This window comes from Lentzea aerocolonigenes, assembly GCF_000955955.1.
In the GTDB taxonomy this organism is placed as follows: Bacteria; Actinomycetota; Actinomycetes; order Mycobacteriales; family Pseudonocardiaceae; genus Lentzea; species Lentzea aerocolonigenes_A.
Genome location: NZ_JYJG01000102.1, coordinates 19096 through 39457, shown reverse-complemented (window position 1 = coordinate 39457; position 20362 = coordinate 19096). Strand labels below are relative to the sequence as shown.

The 20362-nt window shown below is 68.1% G+C and carries 17 protein-coding genes; 8 read left to right on the top strand and 9 right to left on the bottom strand.

Annotated elements, in window-relative coordinates; genetic code table 11:
- The first annotated feature begins 17 nt into the window (after positions 1-17).
- On the top strand, positions 18-1481 hold the full coding sequence (locus UK23_RS16870; protein ID WP_082114716.1) for a carboxylesterase/lipase family protein: 1464 nt from the start codon (positions 18-20) through the stop codon (positions 1479-1481).
- Here the strand turns inward: UK23_RS16870 and UK23_RS16865 are convergent.
- Positions 1470-2933: a M28 family metallopeptidase gene (locus UK23_RS16865; RefSeq protein WP_196777772.1), complete on the bottom strand. Its 1464-nt coding sequence runs from the start codon at positions 2931-2933 to the stop codon at positions 1470-1472. The two genes, UK23_RS16870 and UK23_RS16865, sit on opposite strands and share 12 nt — an antisense overlap.
- Before the next feature lie 172 nt (positions 2934-3105).
- On the opposite strand from UK23_RS16865, the gene UK23_RS16860 reads away from it, so the two are divergent.
- Positions 3106-3861, top strand: a complete 756-nt coding sequence (locus UK23_RS16860; RefSeq protein WP_045312483.1) for a lipopolysaccharide kinase InaA family protein — start codon at positions 3106-3108, stop codon at positions 3859-3861.
- On the opposite strand, the gene UK23_RS16855 is transcribed toward UK23_RS16860, so the two are convergent.
- The 3 genes from UK23_RS16855 to UK23_RS16850 all read right to left on the bottom strand — a co-directional run bounded on the left by UK23_RS16855 (position 3778) and on the right by UK23_RS16850 (position 6152).
- Complete coding sequence (locus UK23_RS16855) at positions 3778-4743, bottom strand: ABC transporter permease (protein ID WP_082114715.1); 966 nt, start codon at positions 4741-4743, stop codon at positions 3778-3780. The two genes, UK23_RS16860 and UK23_RS16855, sit on opposite strands and share 84 nt — an antisense overlap.
- Positions 4744-4882: 139 nt before the next feature.
- Positions 4883-5140, bottom strand: coding sequence for a hypothetical protein (locus UK23_RS51645; protein WP_156213166.1), 258 nt, complete (start codon positions 5138-5140; stop codon positions 4883-4885).
- Positions 5141-5189: 49 nt separating this feature from the next.
- Positions 5190-6152 (bottom strand): daunorubicin resistance protein DrrA family ABC transporter ATP-binding protein, encoded by a 963-nt coding sequence (locus UK23_RS16850; protein ID WP_045312481.1) that lies wholly within the window; start codon positions 6150-6152, stop codon positions 5190-5192.
- Positions 6153-6255: 103 nt separating this feature from the next.
- On the opposite strand from UK23_RS16850, the gene UK23_RS16845 reads away from it, so the two are divergent.
- On the top strand, positions 6256-7017 hold the full coding sequence (locus UK23_RS16845; protein ID WP_045312480.1) for a TetR/AcrR family transcriptional regulator: 762 nt from the start codon (positions 6256-6258) through the stop codon (positions 7015-7017).
- 206 nt (positions 7018-7223) lie between these two features.
- Positions 7224-7976 carry an anti-sigma factor family protein gene (locus UK23_RS48710; protein ID WP_052684729.1) on the top strand — a complete coding sequence of 251 codons (753 nt, stop codon included), beginning with the start codon at positions 7224-7226 and terminating at the stop codon, positions 7974-7976.
- Between the two features lie 88 nt (positions 7977-8064).
- Here the strand turns inward: UK23_RS48710 and UK23_RS16835 are convergent, their stop codons facing one another.
- The 4 genes from UK23_RS16835 to UK23_RS16820 are packed head-to-tail and all read right to left on the bottom strand — an operon-like array spanning position 8065 to position 13565.
- Positions 8065-9483 carry a nickel/cobalt transporter gene (locus UK23_RS16835; protein WP_156213165.1) on the bottom strand — a complete coding sequence of 473 codons (1419 nt, stop codon included), beginning with the start codon at positions 9481-9483 and terminating at the stop codon, positions 8065-8067.
- Positions 9480-10778, bottom strand: a complete 1299-nt coding sequence (locus tag UK23_RS16830; protein WP_045312479.1) for a tetratricopeptide repeat protein — start codon at positions 10776-10778, stop codon at positions 9480-9482. Before UK23_RS16830 ends, UK23_RS16835 begins: the two co-directional genes overlap by 4 nt.
- Positions 10775-12370, bottom strand: coding sequence for a DUF4331 domain-containing protein (locus UK23_RS16825; protein WP_045312478.1), 1596 nt, complete (start codon positions 12368-12370; stop codon positions 10775-10777). Before UK23_RS16825 ends, UK23_RS16830 begins: the two co-directional genes overlap by 4 nt.
- 25 nt (positions 12371-12395) lie before the next feature.
- Complete coding sequence (locus UK23_RS16820; protein WP_196777771.1) at positions 12396-13565, bottom strand: pyridoxal phosphate-dependent aminotransferase; 1170 nt, start codon at positions 13563-13565, stop codon at positions 12396-12398.
- 633 nt (positions 13566-14198) lie between these two features.
- On the opposite strand from UK23_RS16820, the gene UK23_RS16815 reads away from it, so the two are divergent.
- Positions 14199-16250 carry a DNA gyrase/topoisomerase IV subunit B gene (locus UK23_RS16815; protein WP_045312477.1) on the top strand — a complete coding sequence of 684 codons (2052 nt, stop codon included), beginning with the start codon at positions 14199-14201 and terminating at the stop codon, positions 16248-16250.
- Positions 16251-16278: 28 nt separating this feature from the next.
- A complete protein-coding gene (locus UK23_RS16810) occupies positions 16279-18759 on the top strand; it encodes a DNA gyrase/topoisomerase IV subunit A (RefSeq protein WP_045312476.1) in 2481 nt (826 codons plus the stop codon).
- Between the two features lie 18 nt (positions 18760-18777).
- Here the strand turns inward: UK23_RS16810 and UK23_RS16805 are convergent, their stop codons facing one another.
- Positions 18778-19479 (bottom strand): ankyrin repeat domain-containing protein, encoded by a 702-nt coding sequence (locus UK23_RS16805; protein ID WP_045312475.1) that lies wholly within the window; start codon positions 19477-19479, stop codon positions 18778-18780.
- A 42-nt stretch (positions 19480-19521) separates the two neighbouring features.
- On the opposite strand from UK23_RS16805, the gene UK23_RS16800 reads away from it, so the two are divergent.
- Complete coding sequence (locus UK23_RS16800) at positions 19522-19989, top strand: VOC family protein (protein ID WP_196777770.1); 468 nt, start codon at positions 19522-19524, stop codon at positions 19987-19989.
- A complete protein-coding gene (locus tag UK23_RS16795; RefSeq protein WP_045312473.1) occupies positions 19986-20315 on the top strand; it encodes a hypothetical protein in 330 nt (109 codons plus the stop codon). Before UK23_RS16800 ends, UK23_RS16795 begins: the two co-directional genes overlap by 4 nt.
- Positions 20316-20362: the final 47 nt, after the last annotated feature.

The following is a 20362-nucleotide window of genomic DNA, read 5'->3' as shown; positions in this document are numbered from 1 at the left end:
GCTAGGTTGATCGTGACATGCGTTCAACCACAACCTTCATCGCGGCCGTTCTCGTTGCCGCAACAGCAGTTCCCGCCCATGCCGCGGGGACCATCATCCACACCGACGCTGGATATGTGTCGGGCAGTGTTGTTTCGGGAGGTGTCGTCCACTCCCAGCGCTCCTTCCAGGGCATTCCGTTCGCCGCGCCGCCGACCGGAGCGAACCGGTGGCGCGACCCGCAGCCCGTCCAGCCCTGGCACGGCGTCCGCGAGGCCACCGAGCCCGGCCCGAGGTGCGCGCAGGACGCGTTGCTCGGCGCCCCGGCCAGCGACGCCGAGGACTGCCTGTACCTCAACGTCACCGCGCCGGACAAAGCAGTGAACCGGCCTGTGCTGGTCTGGATCCACGGCGGCAGCTTCACCAGCGGCTCCGGGTCGGACTACGGCGTGGACCAGTTGGTGCGCAACGGTTCGGTCGTCGTCACCATCAACTACCGGCTCGGCGCGTTCGGCTACTTCGGGTTTCCTGGCCTGGAAGACTCCGGGGCGTTCGGCTTGAGAGATCAGCAGAAAGCCCTGGAGTGGGTGCAGCGCAACATCCGGCGGTTCGGCGGGAATCCGCACAACGTCACGCTGTTCGGGGCGTCGGCGGGTGGGTTGTCGACGTGCGCGCAGCTGACCTCACCGAAGACTCGGGGATTGTTCCACCGGGCGATCATCCAGAGTGGACCGTGCCAGCTCGGCACTCCAGCGGGGGATGGCAGGGTCGACCTCACCTGGGTGAAACGTGAGGACGTCGAGCGGGCTGGTGCCGAGGCGCCGCACGGCTGTGCTGATCTCGACTGTCTCCGCCGCCTCCCGGTCGAGGAGGTCAAGAAGCTCACGCCGCTGTTCGCCAAGCCCGCGTACGGCACGGAAGCGTTGCCGGACAACCCGATCACCGCGCTCCAGCAGGGCCGGTTCCACCAGATCCCAATCCTCGCCGGCACCACGCGCGACGAGCTCACACCGTTCGTGGTCATGTTCTACCCGCAACTGGACGCCGCCGGGTACGAACAGGCCCTGGTCCAGGGCTTCGGGGCGCCTGCGGCGAAACGGATTCTGGAGCGCTACCCGCCGAAAGGTGGCGATGAGCGGGTACAGCTGTCGGCGGCGCTCACCGCTATGACGTCAGCTTGCACGACTCAGGAGCTCCGGGCGCAGACCAGGGCTTACGGCTACGAGTTCGCTGAACCTCATCCGCCGATGATCTTCCCAGGTATGCCGGAGTTCACGTACGGCGCGTACCACGGCTCGGAGCTGCCGTTCCTCATGCGGTACGCGGGCGTTGAGCTGCAAGGGGAGCAGCAGCAGCTCTCGGGTGAGATGGTCGAGGCGTGGACCAGGTTCGCGCAGACCGGACGCCCCGGCTGGGATCGCCGAGACGTCCGGATCTTCGCAACCCAGCAGGTCGAACCGGTCGACTACCAGTGCGACCTCTGGGACCGGCTACGAGACTGAGCCCCGCGGCGCGCGTCCGTGCGACTTGCCGGGCGCGCGCACGCCGTTCACCGCCGAGGTGTCGAACGCGAACGTGATCACCGCGGTGGCGATCGCGTCGGCGTTGACGTCGAGCGCGGTCAGGTTCAGGTTCGACCTGTTGTCGCACGGCTGGTGGTAGCACGGGTCGAACGCGACGCCCGCGGTGCCGCCGTACCTGGCCGCCTGCTCGGCCGACTTGATGTCCTCCGCGCCGGTGAACAGTCCGCCCGCCGGGATGTTGACCGCGATGAACGGGCCGTAGTCCGAACGTCCGGAGAACTCGGTGTCCTCGGACGGCAGGCCGCGGTCGGCGTAGAACTTCTCGAAGACGTCCTCGATCTGCGCCGAACCCGGCGGGATCGGGACCGGCGCGGTGCCGCTCGAGTCGTCACCGTCGTAGATGCCGAAGAAGTGGTTCGGAGAGCCGACCATGTCGAAGTTCAGGTACAGCGCGATCTTGTCCTGCTCGGCCTGCGGCAGCGTGGTGACGTAGTGGTCGGAACCGAGCAGGCCCGACTCCTCCGCACCCCACCAGGCGAAGCGCACCTTGGCGTTCGTCTTGACCTTCGACATCTGGATCGCGGTCTCCAGCAACGCCGCCGAGCCGCTGCCGTTGTCGTTGATGCCGGGTCCGTTCTGGACGCTGTCGAGGTGTGCGCCCGCCATCACGACGTTGTTCGCGTTGCCGTACCGCGATTCGGCGAGCACGTTCCACGCGGTGCGCGTGTCGGTGTTGACGTCCACCTTCACCCGGACGATGGGCGAGGGGAGTGCGGCCAGCTGGTTGCCGACGTCGAAGGTCGCCGACACCACCGGAATGGTGAGCCCCGTGGCGTCGCCGATCGGGATGACGATCCCCGTGCGACCGGGCTGGCCCTCGTTGAAGAAGATCACCGCGGCTGCTCCCGCGGCCTGCGCGTTGAACGCCTTGACGGTGAAGTTGCAGGTGCCGCGCTGGATCAGGGCGATGTGGCCGGGCACGAAACCGGCGAAGTCCGCCGCGTCGCAGCCGCTCGAGCTGGTGTTCGCGTTCGCGCCGGGCGGGAGTACGAGGTCGACCGCCTGGAGGGTTCCGGTGACGTCACCCTCGGCCCTGGGCTCGAAGTCGGAGTAGGTGAAGTCGAGATCCTTGCGATACGAGACCGGGAACGGCGCGATCACGTCGAGGACGGAGTTGTCCTCGAGGTAGGTGAAGTCGAACGCCTGCACGGTGGGCGAGTAGCCGGCCGCGTTCAGTTGCGAGACCACGTAGTTCACCGAGGCCTGGTATCCAGGACGTCCGGCCGCGCGGTCGCCGTTCGCGGTCGCGATGGCCTGCAACGCGTCGAGGTGCCGCAGGACACCGTTGAGCGTCACGGCCTTGGTGAGTTTGGCGGGAGAGTTGTTGTTGGGATCAGCGAGTGCCGGCCCGGTCACGGCGAGTGGCAACATGAGTGCCAGAGTCGAGACGAGCGCGAGACGTCTGCGCCATGGACGTTGAACCATCGGTCTGCCTCCATGCGTACTTAGCCGCCGAATGCATCCCCTGTGGTGTCTCGTCGTCCGATGTGTCCTGTGTTACACCATTGCGCTCTGTTGGTCCCTTGTCACGGGAGGTGGGTGTTTGTTCCGGTTGCTGCAGACCGCCGTCCGCGTCGAACCGCTGGAGGGAGACGGTCTCACCAACGTCCTGCACCTCGTGACGCTGGCCGACGGGCGCAAAGCCGTGCTGCGGCAACCCAAAGTCGCCCGTGACCTGCCGAAGTTCGTGGTGCCCGGCGCACCGGAGATCCTCGCCCACAACGGGCGTGGTGACGTGCTCGTCGAGTACGTGGAGGGGCGGACCCTGGCAGACGTGCTCGCCGATGCGCTGCCGGTGTCGGACGAGGTCTGGCGCAGCATCGGCGACGCGTTCCGCAAGATCCACCGCGTTGGCCTGCTGCACAACGACGTCAACCTCTACAACATCATCGTCGGAGACGGCCGGGCCACGCTGATCGACTGGGACAACCCGGGCCAGGGCAACCCGCTCGACGAGCTCGCGGCGTTCGAGGAGCACCTCTACCTGCACGGAACCTCGCTGCCCCAAGCCTTCTGGCTCGGTTACGGGTCCACACCGGACTCAGGGCTGCTGCGGACGCACCGGATCGCGGGCTGCATCGGCTGGCTCGCGAGCGAGGACTGGCGGGAGTGGGAGGACGACAGGACCCTCAGGCCGGAGCTGCTGGCACGGGTCCGGAACTGGCGGAAGCTGCTCGCGAGCTGGCTCGCCGACCAGTTCCGGACCGACTACCGCCTAGCGACTGAGGTTGCGGAACTTCAGCACCGACAGCGGCCAGAAGATCGCCACGAACAGCGCGGGCCACAGCACAGCCAGTAACAGCGAGTGCTGCGCGGCCCACGAGCCGCCGCCGACACCGGGGTTGCCGAACAACTCCCGCGCCGCCGCGACCGTCGCCGACAGCGGATTCCACTCGGAGATGGCCCGCAGCCAGCCCGGCATCAGCTCCGGCGAGACGAACGTGTTCGCCAGCATCGTCAACGGCACCAGGAACATCCACGACGCCTGCGCCGCCTCGGGTTTCACCAGCAGCCCCAGGTAGATGCCGACCCACACCAGCGCGAACCGCAGCCACAGGAACAACCCGAACGCCAGCAGCGCGTTCAGCACCCCATCGCGCACCGACCAGCCGATCGCCAGCCCGCACAACGCCAGCACCAGCAACTCCAGCGACGAGTTGACCAGGTCCGCGATGCTCCGCCCGGCCACCACGCCCGTCTGCGACATCGGCGAGGCGCGGAACCGGTCCGTCACGCCCCGGTCGGCGTCCATCGACACCATCAACAGCGTGCTGCCGACCCCGAACGCGATGGTCTGCCCGAACATGCCCGGCATCAGGAACTCGATGTAGTCACCGCCGCCGAACACGTTCATCGCGCTGCCGAACACGAACCCGAAGATCAGCACCGAGATGATCGGATAGGCGAGGTTCGCGAACACCCTGACCGGCTCGCGCAGCCAGTGGATCAGATCCCGCTTGGCCACCACCCACGAGTCGACGAGCGCGAACCGCACCGCACTCACTCCGCGCGCCTCCGAAACCGTCCCCGCCGCACCGCTCACGCCCGCACCAGTCCCCGCTCCGCCGCTCACGCCCGCACCAGTCCCCGCTCCGTCACTTACGCCCGCACCAGTTCCCGCTCCGCCGCTCACGCCCGCACTTCCCGCGCGGGCCACCGCGCTGGTTCCTCCACCGCTCATGCCCGCACCCCCGTGCTCGCCGCTCCTGAACCGCTCACGCCCGCATGCCCTGTGCATGCCGCCGTGCCCGTCCGTACTCCGTCACTCACGTCGGCACCTCCCGCGCCGGCCACCGTGCTCGCACCCGTTGTTCCGTCACTCATTCCCGCGTCGCCCGCCTCGACCGCCCCGTGCTGGCTCCTGTGCCACTCACGCCTGCGCGTCCAGAGCCAGCCGCCGCTCCCGTTCCGCCGCCGCTCACGTCCGCGTTGTCCGCGCTGGCCGCCGTGCTCGCGCCCGCCTCACCACCGCTCGCACCCGTACCTCTCGCACCCGTACTTCTCGCACCGGTGGCCGTGCCCGCGCCCGGCCCGCTCACATCGGCGCCGGTGGCCGTGCCCGCGCCGGGCCTGCTCACGCCCGCACCCCCGGCCTGCTCACGCCCGGCCTGCTCACGCCCGGCCTGCTCACACCCGCACCCCCGAGTTGCCGCCAGACGTGTCGACCGCCTTGTGGCCCGTGATCGCCAGAAACACCTCGTCCAACGTCGGCCGCCGCAGCGCGATGTCCTCCGCCTCGACCCCCTTGGCCGCCAGCGCCGACGTCACCCAGGTCAAGGCAGCCACCCGGTCGGTCACCGCCGCGCTCACCCGGAACGAGTCCAGGTCCACCTCGGCGTCCGGCCCGAGCACGTCCCGCACGATCGGCAGCTCCTCCGAAGTCCGCGCCACGACCTCGATCCGGTCGCCGCCGAGCTTCGACTTGAGCTGGTCCGGCGTGCCGGAAGCCGCGACCCGGCCGGTGTCCAGCACGACGATCTGGTCGGCCAGCTGGTCGGCCTCGTCCAGGTACTGCGTGGTGAGCAGCACCGTCGTCCCCTCCGCGACCACCCGCTTCACCTCGCGCCACACCTCGCCGCGGTTGCGCGGGTCGAGGCCGGTCGTCGGCTCGTCCAGGAAGAGCACCGACGGCCGCATGATGAAGCTCGACGCCAGGTCCAGCCGGCGCCGCATGCCGCCCGAGTACTGCTTGGCGCGTTTCCCGGCAGCCTCGGTGAGGCCGAACTGCTCCAACAGCTCGTCGGCGCGCGAAGAAGCCTGGCGACGAGAGAGGTGGTAGAGCCGGCCCCACATCACCAGGTTCTCCTTGCCGGTCAGCACGTCGTCGACCGTCGACTGCTGGCCGTTCAACGCCACCTGCCGGCGCACTGCGGGTGCCTCGCGGGTCACGTCGAAGCCCGCCACCTCCGCGCGGCCGCCGTCCAGGCGCAGCAACGTGGCCAGGATGCGCACCGCGGTCGTCTTGCCCGCGCCGTTCGGGCCGAGCAGCCCGCACACCGTTCCGGCGGGCACGGCCAGGTCGAACCCGTCCAGCGCCGCCTTCTGGTCGTACCTCTTCCGCAGGCCTTCCGCGAGCACTGCGTGTCCCACGACTTCACCCCCGTGGCGTAACTGCGTACAAAGTAAACGAGGTGTACGTTGTACACGGTTCTAGGATTCACATGCAAGAGGCTTGTGAAGACGAGGGGGCTGGGTGAAGGACGACCGGAACCGCAGCGTGCGCCTGTTGTGGGAGACGCCTGCAGAACCGACCAGGGGACCCAAGGCCGCGCTCAGCCAGGCGAGGGTGGTCGAGGCGGCCATCAAGGTCGCCGACGCGGAGGGCATCGAGGCGCTGACGATGCGCCGCGTCGCCGAGACCCTGGGCTTCACCACGATGTCGCTGTACCGGCACGTCCCCGGCAAGTCCGAGCTGCTGGACCTCATGGTCGACGCCGTGTGGGGCGAGACCGAACAAACGCCCAAAACCACCTGGCGCGACGGGCTGGACTTCTACGCGCGGCAGCTGTGGTCGATGTACTGCGCGCACCCGTGGCTGCTGCAGCTCACCAACGCGCGACGGATGCCCGGCCCGAATGCCATGACCCGCACGGACGCGGCGTTCGCGGTGGTCTCGGGGCTCAACCTCAAGCCCGAAGAGATCGTCGCGGTCGTCACGAGCATCGGCCAGTTCGTCGCCGGCGTCGGCAGGACGATGGCGGACAGGGTCCTCGCCGAACGGGAGACCGGGGTGAGCGAGGAGGACTGGTGGAACGACCGCGACGAACTCTGGGAGCACTTCACGCCCGAACGGCTGCCGATGATGACGCACATCTGGACCACGGGCGGGTACGAACGGCCGCTGGACGAGTTCGAGTTCGGTCTGGCGCGGGTGCTGGACGGGCTCGCGGTGTTCATCGAAGCTGAGGAACGGCAGAGGGAAGCACCGTTGGTTCGTCGAGAGACGTGCCTGTAGCCATTCGAGACACCTTGAGTCGTCCGATCGAGTGAAATGCCCTGCTCACGTCACCCCTGAACGGTAGTTGCGCGGTTACGTAATGCCATTGTTATGCGCAATCAGAATGAACTCGTTCGCAGGCTGAACCAACCACTCCTATCTGCGCGTTTTCCTTGTGACACCGTTTCGCCGCGGGGGTCGAATCGGGACGACGAGGAGGTCGTATGACAGCTGGCGCGCACGACGCGGTCACTCTTGGCTGCTACGCGCTCGGCGTTCTGGACGCGCACGAGAGTCATGGCGTGGAGCAGCACCTGAGGGGCTGCCCGTCCTGCCGTGCGCAGGTCGCCGACTTCCATCGGATCCGCATGGTGCTCGACGAGATACCTCGGGAAGCATTCCTGCACGAGCTCGAGGACGACCTGCCCAAGCCGTCGGACCTGTTGCTGCAGCGGACGCTGCGGCAGATCCGGAACGAGTCCGTCATCCCGCAGCCGCGGGTGGCGGATCCGCAGCCGAGAGCCAGTCCGCAGCCGGTGGAGGACTTCCCCGAACCGCAGCACGCCAAGCCTCGCCGCTGGCCGGGCTACCTCGCCGCCGCGGCTGTGGCCGCGGTGGTGGCGTTCGGTGGCGCCGCGGTGTTCATGCAGAACCAGGGGCCGGGAACGAGCGCTGCCGCGTCCAGGACGGGTGAGGCGACGACGGGTGGGATCAAGATGGTGGCGGAGATAGCGCCGTCATCGCAGGACCGCTACGAGGTCAAGGCCGACATTCAAGGCCTGCCGGTCGCACAGAAGTGCAAGCTGGTCGTGGTCACGGCGGACGGCAGCAAGGCCGAGGCGTTCGCGTGGACCTCGAAGTCGCCTGGCGCCAAGGTGTCCGGCGTGGTCAGCGTTCCGCCGGACCAGGTGAAGTCGATCGCGGTCGAGAACGCGGAGGGCAAGGCCTTCGTGGTGGCGAACCTGCAAGGGCAGTAAGGGTAGAAACGACTGTAATCCCTAGAAGCAGAGGCCCGGATTCCACTGGAATCCGGGCCTCAGTCGTTGTTACTCACAATGATGTAATTCAGACGGCCTGCAATGTGAGCCATCCTCCGACGACGATCACCATCGCGGCTGTGCCGACGGGTGCGTAATGCGAGAGGGCGCGGGTGGCACGGCCGTCCAGGAATTTCTCGACGCGGTCACGGGCTTTCACCAGCAGCAATCCGACCGCGGTGAGCGTGCCGGCCATGCCGATTCCGTAGCCGAGGACCAGCAGGACGCCGAACCACGTCCGGCCCAAGGCCATGGCCCCGAGCAGGACGACGAGCGCGGAGGGTGACGGAACCAGTCCGTTGGCCGCGCCCATGCCGATCAGACTTGCCCGGCTGTACCCGTGGCCGTGCCCGGTTCCGTGCCCGTGCCCGTGCCCGTGCCCGTGCCCGTGACCGTGTCCGTGCCCATGTCCGTGGCCCACGCCGGCGCCGGCGCCGACGAGCGCGGACTGCCGTGTCGTCAGGGCCGAGCGCAACAGGAAAACGCCGATGACGGTGATGAGCAGGCCGCTGATGAGCCCCAGCCAGCGCAGCACCTGCTCACCGGCCAACGCGCTCGAAGCACTGATGACCAGCCCGAGAACAAGCACGCCACCCGTGTGTGTGGCAGTGACCGACGCACCGACGATGAACGCGTCCCTCGGCCTGCCCTGACGGCCGGCGAGGTACGCGGCGATGAGCGTCTTGCCGTGGCCGGGCAACGCCGCGTGCGACGCGCCCAGCAGCAACGAGAGCAGCACAGCCAAAAATCCGAGCCACGGCGTGAGCTCGGAGCTGCCCAGGATGTCGTTCAGGGCGGACGCGGTGACGCTCAACGACTGGATGGGGGAGCCGGAGGCCTTCTTGGGCTCCGAGCCGCTGCCCGGTGAGGCGTTGAAGGTGACGGACCGGACGTCCATCGGGTTGCTGAGCAGGTCCTCGGGATACGTCCGGAGCTCGTTGCTGATGCTCTCGGTCGGCACGGAGGAGTTGGTCAGCTTGATCCCGGAACCGGCCGCGGTGATCTCGCGCCAGCCCACGCGGTCGATGTTCGACTCGTCGCGGAACTGCAGCTGTGCCGGTCGATCCAGGTCGACCTTGGCGGTGAACTCGCAGACCAGGCGGGTCGTGGAGAGATCCGCCTGGCCTTTGGGGTGATCCTTGGTGGAGCTGGAGAGCGTCCAGGTGATGCGACGCCCGTCCACTGTGGACTCGTCGGTCCTCGCGACCTCGTCACACCACTGCTTGGCGTCCCGTGCCTTCAGGTTCTCCTGCAGCGTCGGGATCTCCGCGACGTCGACCACGGATCTCAGGTCGATGCGGTCCGGGTGCAGGTGCAGGCCGTGGTAGTGGTTGACGCTGAAGTTGCCCAGCGGGTGCGCGGACGCCTCGCCGTGGATGAAGAAGATGCCCGCCAGCAGGAGGGCCACGACCAGGACGGGCCGCACGACCCAGTTGGACAGACTCACCGGCCGCCTCGCAGCTCGGCGAGCTTGCGGCCCGCCTTCAGGGCCTGCAGCGGGGAGAAGTTCGCGTTCAGCCGCAACGCCTGCACCAGAGCCTCCTGGGCTTCGGCGACGCGGCCGAGGGCGGCGAGGATCATGCCGCGGTGGTAGGAGAACGTGGCGTTCTGCCAGCCCAGCGCGTTGGCGCGGTCCGAGTACGAGAGAGCCTCGGCGTCGCGGCCGTTCATGTGCAGCGCCCAGGCCATCGCGTCGGCCACGAAGACGCTCTGGCGGCGGCTCCACTCGGCCTCGGCCCGGCGCAGCGCCTGCATGCCGTCGCCGCGGTCGGCGGCCACGAGAGCGGCGGCGAGGTCGTCGGAGGCGCCCTGCGACTCCATCAGCCGCTGCTGCTCGGACAGCACGTCGTACTGCCGTGCCGCTTCCTCGGTCTTGCCGTTGGCCTCCAGCAGCTCCGCGTACTCCTGCAGGTACTGCGGCAGGGGAGCGCGAGCTACCAGCTTGCGGTAGGTCTCCAGGGCGACCGGGGCCTCACCCCGTGCCACCGCGACCTTCGCCTTGCCCTGAGTGAGAGTCATGTCGTCTCCTCTCGCCGCCAGTCCCTGCTCGTAGTGCTGAGCGGCTTCGTCGAGCCGGTTGTGGTCGAACGCGAGTTCGCCCAGCCGGTACTGGCAGAACGCGATCTCCTCGGGCGTCGCGGCAGCGGTCAGCGCGCGCGTCATCGCGTCGCGGGCGCCGTCGACGTCGCCGTGGAGCTCGAAGTGGAAGGAGGCGCGGGCGAACGACGCCGTGTTGGGCTTGAGGTCCAGCATCTTCTGCACCGCGTCCTGGGCGCCCGCGTCGTCGCCGAGCTGCGTCAACGCGTCCGCCAGCACGCCGTACGCCTGCGCGGACGACGGCAGTGCGGTGATGGCCTTCCGGGCCCAGTCGCGGGCCGTGGGGAAGTCGTGCCGGGCGTTGGCCAGCGTGCCCATGCCGATGGCGGCGAGGCCGGTGTCGCCCGCGTTCTTCAGCGCGCCCTCGGCCTTCGCGTAGTACGAGGGGTCGGCCGTGACGCGCGCCAGCTCCACATAGGACGCGCCGAGCTTGGCCCAGGAGTCCTTGTCCTGTGGCAGGTTGTGCAGTCGCTGCTGCAGCTGGTGCACCACGCGGTGCATCTCGTTCTGCTGTGCGACGACGGGAGCCTGCTCAGGGGGCGCGCCCCCGGCCCTGCTGTCGGCAGGACCGGAGGCGGCGAGGTAGGCAAGCGCCGCGGTGACCAGGAGAACCACCGCGACGGCCTGCCGTTGTTGGTACTTCACTTCGAGTGCGACCCGTACTTGCGGATGTGCTGCTGCCGCTTGCGCCACAGGAAGAACGCGGCGCCGAACACGAGCGCGGAGCCCACCGCGGTGGTCATCGCCATCGGGTCGAGGGTGCCGATCTTGCCGACGTTGTTGACCGCGACGTTGGCGGTGTTGCCGTTGGTGTTGACGGCGGTGCCGTTGCGGGGCAGGCCGACGTACGGGAAGTTCGCCTCGAACGGCTGGTCGTTCGCGTCGACCTTGTCACCCGTGGCGAGCGCGTCGACGAGCTTGCCGGACGCCGCGGCACCCTCCATCGCCTGCACCGCGATGTCCACCACGTCGTCGGTGAGGCGGCGGCCGTTCGGGAAGCCCTGCGTGTCACCGGCGAGCAGGCCGAGGCGGTTCGGGTTGGGGTTCGGGTCGATCATCAGGTTCAGCCGCAGCATCTCGCTGGGGCGGAACCGCCGCTGGTCGACGTCGGCGTTGTTGACCTGCGAGTTCAGGTCGGCGTTGATCTGCGCGCCCAGCTTCTTGGTGATGCCGGTCAGGAAGATCTCGGCCAGGTCGTCGCGCTGGCCCTGCGGTGCCGGGATCTTGTAGATGCCCTCGATCAGCTTCGGCAGCTCCGGGTTCACGACCCGGTCCACGAGGTCCTTCACGCCGGCGTCCTGGTCGGGGCGCAGGCCGTTGAACGCGTCCTTGAGGCCCGCGGGGGCGACGACCTCGTTGACCAGCGGGTTGCCCAGGCGGGAGACCTGCACGAAGTCGCCGTAGCCCTCGGCCTTGCCGGGCGAGAGCTTCAGGCTGCGCCGTGACGTGGTGCTCCAGACGCCGATGTTCGGGTTGCGGTGCACGTCGTTCTTGAGCGCCAGCGCGTGCTTGGGCAGCTGGATCGCGATGGTGTTGACGTTGTAGCCGCGCAGCGTGTCCTGGCCGACCTCGCTCAGGTTGCCGCCGTAGAGCAGGTCGAACACGCGCAGGTCAGCGAAGAACGCGTCGTCGGACGGGCCGGCGTAGACCTTGCCGCCGCCGGGGATCTGCACGATCGCCTGGTCGCGCAGCTTCTTGAAGTCCGGCATCGACGCGGGGCCGTTGGGCGACGGCGCGACCGGGGCGTTGTTGGCGAGCTTGACCTTCTGGCCGTTCGAGTAGATCGCCTCGAGGTCGTAGCGCTGGCGGAACAACAGGTTCTCGTCGTCGAGCGAGTCCACGACACCGTTGGCGTACAGGAACGTGTTGTTCTTGCGCCGGTCGTCGTTGTGGAACATGAACCGCAGGATGACGTCGGGCTTGGCGTCGCCGTCGTTGTCGACGTTGAAGTCGTACTGGGCGTCCTCGGCCCACGGGAAGAAGTTGGGGCCGCCGTTGGGCTCCTGGAAGCCCGACCAGTTGCCGACCAGCGTGACCGTGTCCTTGTGGTCCGGGCTGACGAACGCGTACAGGTCCGTGTTGTCGACGGCCGGGTCACCCGCGATCAGCGGTGCTTCGCGGTGCGACGACGCCGTGGCGTTCGAACCGAACAACGCCGCGTTGAGCAGTGTGGCGGCCACCAGCGCGGCCGCAGCCACCTGGCCGCGCCGACCGCTGAGGACGTGCGGTGATGACATTTCAGGAGACCTTTCGGTAAGCATTTCAGGCGCTGTGCATGAGCAGCGACGGTTCGCTGGCGTGGCTTGAGGAGTGGTCGGTCCACCTCGCTTGGGTGAAGTCGCGGATGCCTTCGACGAGCCGGTCGACGTCCTGGTCGGGCCGCACCACCAGGCGCGCGAAGCGGCTGCTCATGCCGAGCTTGTTGCCGCACTCGCGGATGAAGACCTGGTGCCGGGACAGCAGGTGGTCGCGCAGCTCGCGGCCGTCCATGCCGCCGCCGAGCTTGACCAGCAGGAAGTTGGCCTGCGACGAGTACACGGTCAGATCCGGGATGCGGGAGAGCTCCATGCCCATGCGGTAGCGGTCCCGGCTGAGCAACCGCAGGCTCTCCGCGTACTCGGCCTCGTGCTCGGCCAGCATGAACACGACGGTCTCGGCGAGGGAGTTGAGGTTCCACTTCGGCAGCGTCTGGCGCATCTTGCCCGCCAGGCCCGGGTTCGCGACCAGGTAGCCGAACCGGATGCCGTGCAGGCCGAAGTTCTTGCCGAGGCTCTTGAGCACGACCACGTTGGGCCGGATGGACGCCTCGGCGGCGACCGACGGGTTGCGCTCGACCTCCACGAAGTCGATGAACGACTCGTCGATGACGACCAGGTCCAGGTCGGCCAGCTCGTCCATGAACCGGACGATCTCCCGGCGCGACAGGTAGCCGCCGTCGGGGTTGTTCGGGTTGCAGATCACGGCCGTCCTGCTGCCGCGGGCACGGATGAACTTGATGTACTCGTCGATGTCCAGCTCGAAGTTGTTGCTCTCCTGGAGCAGGAACATGTCGACGCGCTTGTTGCTCTCCATCGGCTGGTCGGTCCACCTGCCGAAGGTGGGGATCGGGATGGCGATGCTGTCGTGGATCCACATGTGGTCCATCCACGTGATCAGCTCGGTGCTGCCGTTCGACATCGCGATCGTGGCCGGGTTGAGCCCGAGCACGGTGGAGAGCTGCTGCGCGATCTTGGACGAGTCGCTGGGGTAGAACTTCAGGACCGACTCGAGGTTCTTCGAGAGCTCCTCGAACATCTCGGGCGTCGGGAAGTACGGGTTGCACGGGATGCAGAAGTCGACGAGTTCACCGGCACCGGTCCGCGACAGCTCGAAGTAGGACGGGCTGTGCGCGGTCTGCTGGAACAGCCCCGCCGAGTCCACACCATGGCGCACGCGTTCGCTCCGTCCCTCGGTCCGTTGTTGACACCGGGGCATACGTGCCGATGTTCATCCCGGTTCACGGGTCAATGTCGGGAAGGTCTCGGATAGGTCTCGCGCGCAACCCGGCGGGCTCCGATGCATCGGCCCGGCGGGTGCGGCCTCGCCAGGTGATCGAGAGGCCGTCCCGGCGTGATCGTCGAGGCGCCCGCGCCCACGACTGTCCACACCGGACAGATCGGTGCCCTGACCTGGTCGCCTGGTCTCACTGCCTCGGTCACACCGCGCGAGCCGCGTACTGCGGGGTGTACCCGGTGGCCGCACCCGTCCGGGCACTCCGCGGCTCATCGGGGACGTGCGTGCGCCAACTCCGCGTCAACCAGGCGGGTCACCGCGCGCACGGCCGCGGTGGAACTCGTCGCTTTCCTCGACCTGGACCACGGGTCTCGTTTGGGCGGCGGCCGATCGCGGAACCCCAGGCTTTGGCTGGTCAGCACGGCCGTCCAGCCCGCGAGCAGACCGTGCGTCCGGGCTTTGTGACGCACCACCCAGGGCGGTTTCCACCTCCGTGACGAGCGTCCTGCGAAAAATTGTCGGTCCAGGCGGATACCCTGCTGGCAGTCCGCACACAACCAGGGAGAAATACCCGTGACCGCAGAGACCCTGTACGGGGCCGACGACCTGACGCACCTCGAAGGACTCGAGGCCGTCCGCAAGCGGCCAGGCATGTACATCGGGTCGACCGACAGCCGGGGCATCAACCACCTCTTCAGCGAGATCGTCGACAACTCCACCGATGAAGGCGTTGCAGGTCATGCAACGAAGATCGTGGTCACGCTGCACGCCGACGGCAGCGTCCAGGTCGACGACGACGGCCGGGGCATCCCGACCGACGTGCACGCGAAGTCCGGTCTGTCCGGTGTGGAGCTCGTCCTCACCAAGCTGCACGCAGGCGGCAAGTTCGGCGGCTCCGGCTACAAGACCTCCGGCGGCCTGCACGGCGTCGGCGCCTCGGCCGTCAACGCCCTCTCCCACCGTTTCGACGTCACCGTGCGCAACGGCGGCAAGGTGCACGAGATGTCGTTCGCCCACGGTGTTCCCGGCGTCTTCGACGGTCCCGGCCCCAAGGCGAAGTTCACCCGCCAGGGCGGGCTCCAGGTCGTCGGCAAGATGAAGCGCAACGAGTCGACCGGTACCTCGATCCGCTACTGGTACGACGCCCGCTACTTCGAGAACAACGCCGCGCTGGACGTCGAAGCCGTGCGCACGAAGATGCGCAACACCGCCTTCCTGGTTCCCGGCGTGACGTACGTGCTGCGGTCGGCGCTGGAAGAGACGATCTCCGAAGAGGTCTTCCACTACCCGCACGGCCTGACCGACATGGTCGACTTCCTCGCGCCCTCTGGTGACCGGGCGGTGTCCGGCACCCTCGTGATCACCGGCTCCGGCACCTACTTCGAGAACGCCGCGGACGAGAACGGCGTGATGCGGTCCAAAGTGGAGCGTCAGGCCGAGGTCGAGGTCGCGCTGCGCTGGGGCACCGGCTACGAGCGCACCGTCGAGTGCTTCACCAACACGATCCGCAACATGCACGGCGGCACCCACCGCCGCGGCTTCGACCGCGCGGTGCTGAAGGCCGTGCAGGACGCGATCTCGAAGACGCGCGGGTTGTTGAAGCCCAAGGAAGATCCGCCCACCCTGGACGACGTGCTCGAGGGCATGACGGCCGTCATCCACGTCCGCATCCCGGAGCCGCAGTTCACCTCGCAGACCAAGGACGAGCTGTCCACCGCGGGCATCACCAAGGTGCTGCAGGGAATCGTCGACGGGCAGGTGCGCGCGTGGACCGAGGACCGCAAGACCAAGACCGAAGCCAAGACGGTGCTGCAGAAGGTCGTCGACGCCTCGCGCGTACGGCTCACCCAGAAGCAGCAGAAGGACGCCGCTCGCCGCAAGACGGCGCTCGAAGGCGCCGCGATGCCCGCGAAGCTGGTCGACTGCCGCACGACCGGTGTGTCCCGTTCTGAGCTGTTCCTCGTGGAAGGCGACAGCGCACTTGGCTCGGCGCGCATGGCACGCGTGTCCGAGTACCAGGCGCTGCTTCCCTTGCGCGGCAAGATTCTCAACGTCCAGAAGGCCTCGCTGGCCGACACGTTGAGGAACGCTGAGATCGCTTCCATCGTCCAGGTCCTCGGTGCCGGCACCGGCCGCACGTTCGACCTTTCACAGATGCGATACGGCCGAGTGATCCTGATGGCGGACGCGGACGTCGACGGCAGTCACATCCGAACTCTGCTGATCACGTTGTTCGCCAAGTACATGCGGCCCGTGATCGAGGACGGCCGCCTGTACGCCGCCATGCCTCCGTTGCACAAGGTCATGACCCGCGGGCGCAACCCCGAAACGCATTTCACCTTCACCCAGCGCCAGATGGAACAGACCGTCGCGAAGCTGGAAAAGGCCGGCAAGACGGTCGTCACGCCGGTGCCCCGGTTCAAGGGCCTGGGCGAGATGGACGCGGACGAGTTGTGGGAGACCACGATGAATCCCACCACGCGTTCCGTTCGGCGCATCACGATGGACGATGCCGAAGCCGCTGAGGAAGCACTCGAACTGCTGATGGGCGAGAAGGTCGAGCCGCGCCGCAACTGGCTCATCGAGTCCTCCGCACGGGTCGACCAGTCGGCCATCGACCTCTGAGCCTCAGACAGAAAGAGCTGGAACAGTCATGGCACGCCGCAAGGGACCCACGACCAGGGTCGACCCCGCCGCGTTCGACCGCGCCGGTGCCACGGTTCTCGACAACTCGCTGAAGACGGAGATCGAGGACTCGTACCTGGAGTACGCGTACTCGGTCATCCACTCGCGGGCGCTGCCTGACGCGCGCGATGGCCTCAAGCCCGTGCACCGCCGCATTCTTTACTCAATGCACGACAACGGTCAGCGGCCCACCTCCCCGTACGTGAAGTCGTCCAGGGTCGTCGGTGACACCATGGGTCGCTACCACCCCCACGGTGACACGGCGATCTACGACGCGTTGGTGCGCCTCGCGCAGGACTTCTCGCTCAACGAGCCGCTGATCGACGGACATGGCAATTTCGGTTCCCCGGACGACGGGCCGGCCGCGAGCCGATACACCGAAGCACGCATGTCCCACGCGGCGATGCAGCTCGTCGGTGAGCTGAACGAGGACACGGTCGACTTCCGGCCGAACTACGACGGTTCGCTGGAAGAACCGTCGGTGCTGCCAGCGGCGTTCCCGAACCTGCTGGTCAACGGCACGTCCGGCATCGCGGTCGGCATGGCCACGAACATGATCCCGCACAACCTGCGCGAGGTCGTGGGAGCGGCGCGGTGGCTGATCACGCACCCGGACGCGAGCCTCGACAAGCTCATGGAGTTCGTGCCGGGCCCCGACCTGCCGACCGGCGGCATCCTGCTCGGTCTCGACGAGGTCCGGAAGGCCTACGAGACCGGTCGCGGTGTGGTCCGGATGCGCGCGAAGGTCGAGATCGGGCTGTTGGAGGGCTCCCGCGGCCGGCAGGCGATCACGGTCACCGAACTGCCGTACGGGGTCGGGTCCGAGCGGATCGTCGAGAAGATCACCGACGAGGTCAACAAGTCCAAGCGGCTCACCGGAATCGCGGACGTCAAGGACCTCACCGACCGCGAGAACGGCATCCGGCTCGTCATCGAGTGCAAGGTCGGCGTGAACCCGCAGGCGCTGCTCGCGGACCTCTACCGCCTGACGCCGATGGAGCAGTCGTTCGGCATCAACAACCTGGTGCTGGTCGACGGGCAGCCGCAGACGCTCGGCCTCAAGGAGCTGCTGGAGGTCTTCCTCAAGCACCGCTACGAGGTCGTCACGCGGCGCACGAAGTTCCGCCGCCGCAAGCGCGAGGAACGCCTGCACCTGGTCGAGGCGCTGTTGATCGCGCTGCTCGACATCGACAAGGTCATCAAGCTGATCCGGGCCAGCGAGAACGCCGCTGCCGCCAAGGAAGGCCTGATGAAGCAGTTCAAGCTGTCGGAGATCCAGGCCGCCTACATCCTCGACACGCCGCTGCGCCGCCTCACCAAGTACGACAAGCTCGAGCTCGAGAACGAGCAGGAGAAGCTCAACCAGGAGATCGCCGAGCTCACCGCGATCCTCGACGACGAGAACGTGCTCAAGAAGCTCGTCTCACAGGAGCTGGCCACGGTTGCCAAGGATCTCGGCGGCGACCGGCGCACCAGCCTCATCGACGGTGACCTCAAGGAGGTGCTGGCGGCGTCCAAGCCCGCCGGGCCGCTGGAGGTCGCCGACGACCCGTGCCAGGTCATCCTGAGCGCCACCGGGCTCGTCGCGCGCACCGCGGCCGAGTCGGAGGAGGTGTCCGAGGGCAAACGCCGGGCGGGACGTACCAAGCACGACGCGGTGTCGGCCGTGGTGCACTCCACGGCGCGCGGTCAGGTCGTCCTGATCACGAACCTCGGCCGCGGGTTCAAGACCGACGTGCTGCCGTTGCCGGTGCTGCCCGAGCAGAACGGCACGGTGTCGCTGAGCGGCGGCATGGCGGCGAGTGAGCTGGTGCCGCTGGACAAGGGCGAGAAGGTCATCGGCATCGTGCCGCTCGATCCCGGCGAGTCGCCCGGTGTCGCGCTCGGCACGAAGCTCGGCACGGTCAAGGTGTGCTCGCCGGAGTGGCCGGTGCGGTCGGACGAGTTCGAGGTCATCACGCTCAAGGACGGCGACGAGGTCGTCGGCTGCACCTGGCTCAAGGACGGCAGCGAGACGCTCGCGTTCGTCAGCTCCGACTCGTCGTTGCTGCGTTACGACGCGAAGCTGGTGCGGCCGCAGGGTCTCAAGGGCGGCGGCATGGCCGGTATCAACCTGAGCGGCGACGCGTACGTGGTGTTCTTCGGGGCGATCCGCACGGACGACGACGAGCACGGCGAGCCGATGGTCGTCACCTCGTCCGGGCAGAGCGTCAAGGTCACGCCGTTCAGCGAGTACCCGGCGAAGGGACGCGCGACGGGTGGCGTGCGGTCGCAGCGGTTCCTCAAGGGGGAGTCGCACCTGGTGCTGGCGTGGATCGGTTCGCGTCCGGCGGGTGCGGACGAGAAGGGTGCGCCGGTCGAGCTGCCGGACATCGACAACCGGCGGGACGGCTCCGGTCACGCGCATCCTGGCCCGGACGTGGTCGGGCACCTGATCGAACGGGACTGAGCGCGAGGCGCGGCCGGGCTACGGCTCGGCCGCGCGCTTGCCGCCCTGTCCTCGCAGCCAGTCGGCGAATTCCGCGAAGCCGTTGCGCCGCGCCGCGTCGAGGGGTGTCAGCTCTTCCCACGACGGCAGCCGGTTCAGGTCCGCGCCTCGGTCGAGCAGCAGCTCGGCGCACTCCCGTTGACCGCCGTGGCAGGCGTTCCAGAACGCGTCCTGGACGCTGCCGCCGGGAAGTAGACGTTCGAGGTGGTCGCGCAGACCGAGAGCGGCGGCATCGGCCAACGTGACGGTCGCACCGCGTTCGACGAGACGGTGGGCGGCATTCCACTGCGCGAACGCCCGTGCGTCCGTCAGCGGCGTGCCGCCGCCGATCACCGCGCCGTCCGCGTCGATGTCCGCACCGGCGTCGAGCAGTGCGTCGAGCACCGCGACGTCGTCGGTGCTGGCGGCCCAGTGCAACGGCGTCTCGCGGTGCGGTCCCACGAAGCGTGCGTTGACGTCGGCTCCGGCCGTGACCAGCGCCGCCGCGGTCTGAACACCGTCCGGGAACCCGCCGGGCCAGTCGGTCAGCACGTGCAGCAGCGTGCGTCCGCAGCCGCGTTCGTCGACGATCCGCGCGGTCGCCAGATCAGGGTTGTCCGCCAGCAGTCGGCGCAGCGCGGTGATGTCGCCGTGGTGGATCGCTGTCGTCACGGTGATGGCCAGCGGCTCGTCATTCCGCATTCCCGCACAGTACGTCGGTTCGCGGACGTAGCATCCGTCGAAATGACCTTGGGGAGTCAGATGACGTTCGCGAAGCGTTTCGACCACGTGGGCATCACCGTCGCCGATCTTGACGCCGTCACGGCGTTCTTCGTCGGTCTCGGCCTGGAAGCAGGCGAGAAGATGCCGGTCGAGGGCGAGTTCCTGGACACCGTGATCGGCATGACCGGCGCGCGCGTCGAGATCGTCATGCTGCACGCGCCCGCCGGTGGCACGACGGTGGAGCTGTCGAGCTTCACGCGGCCGGACCACCTGCCGGGTTCGCCCGCCGCCCCTGCCAACGAGCTGGGCCTGCGCAACGTCGCGTTCGAGGTGCACGACCTCCAGGCGGCGGTCGACCACGCCGCGGCGCAGGGCTTCGGGCTGGTCGGAGGGATCGGCGAGTACGAGGGCGTGTGGCGGATGGCTTACGTGCGCGGGCCCGAGGGAATCATCGTGTCGCTGGCGGAGCAGATCAGGGGGACCTCGTGAGCGTGACCGACGAAGAGATCCAGGCACTCGCGGCGACCGCGAAGCCGTTCAGCGTGGCCATCCTGCACTGGGCGGACAAGACCGTGGACGGTGCGGGCTCGATCGAGCTCGAACACCAGCGGCGCATGGTGTCGTTGCGCGCCGGGAGGACCATCGCGATCCTGTGCCCGGTCGCGTCCGACGACGTGTGCGGTGTCGCGATCATGACGGTGTCCGCCGAGGAGGCAGCGGAGATCATGGCCGCGGACCCGTGCGTGCGGGCCGGGATCATGCGCGTGGAAGTCCACCCGTGCCACGGCTTCCCCGGAGACGCTCTTCCCGTGTGAGCGACCGGGTGGAAACCCGGTCGTCGGAGCCCTGGGTGAGGTCGGAT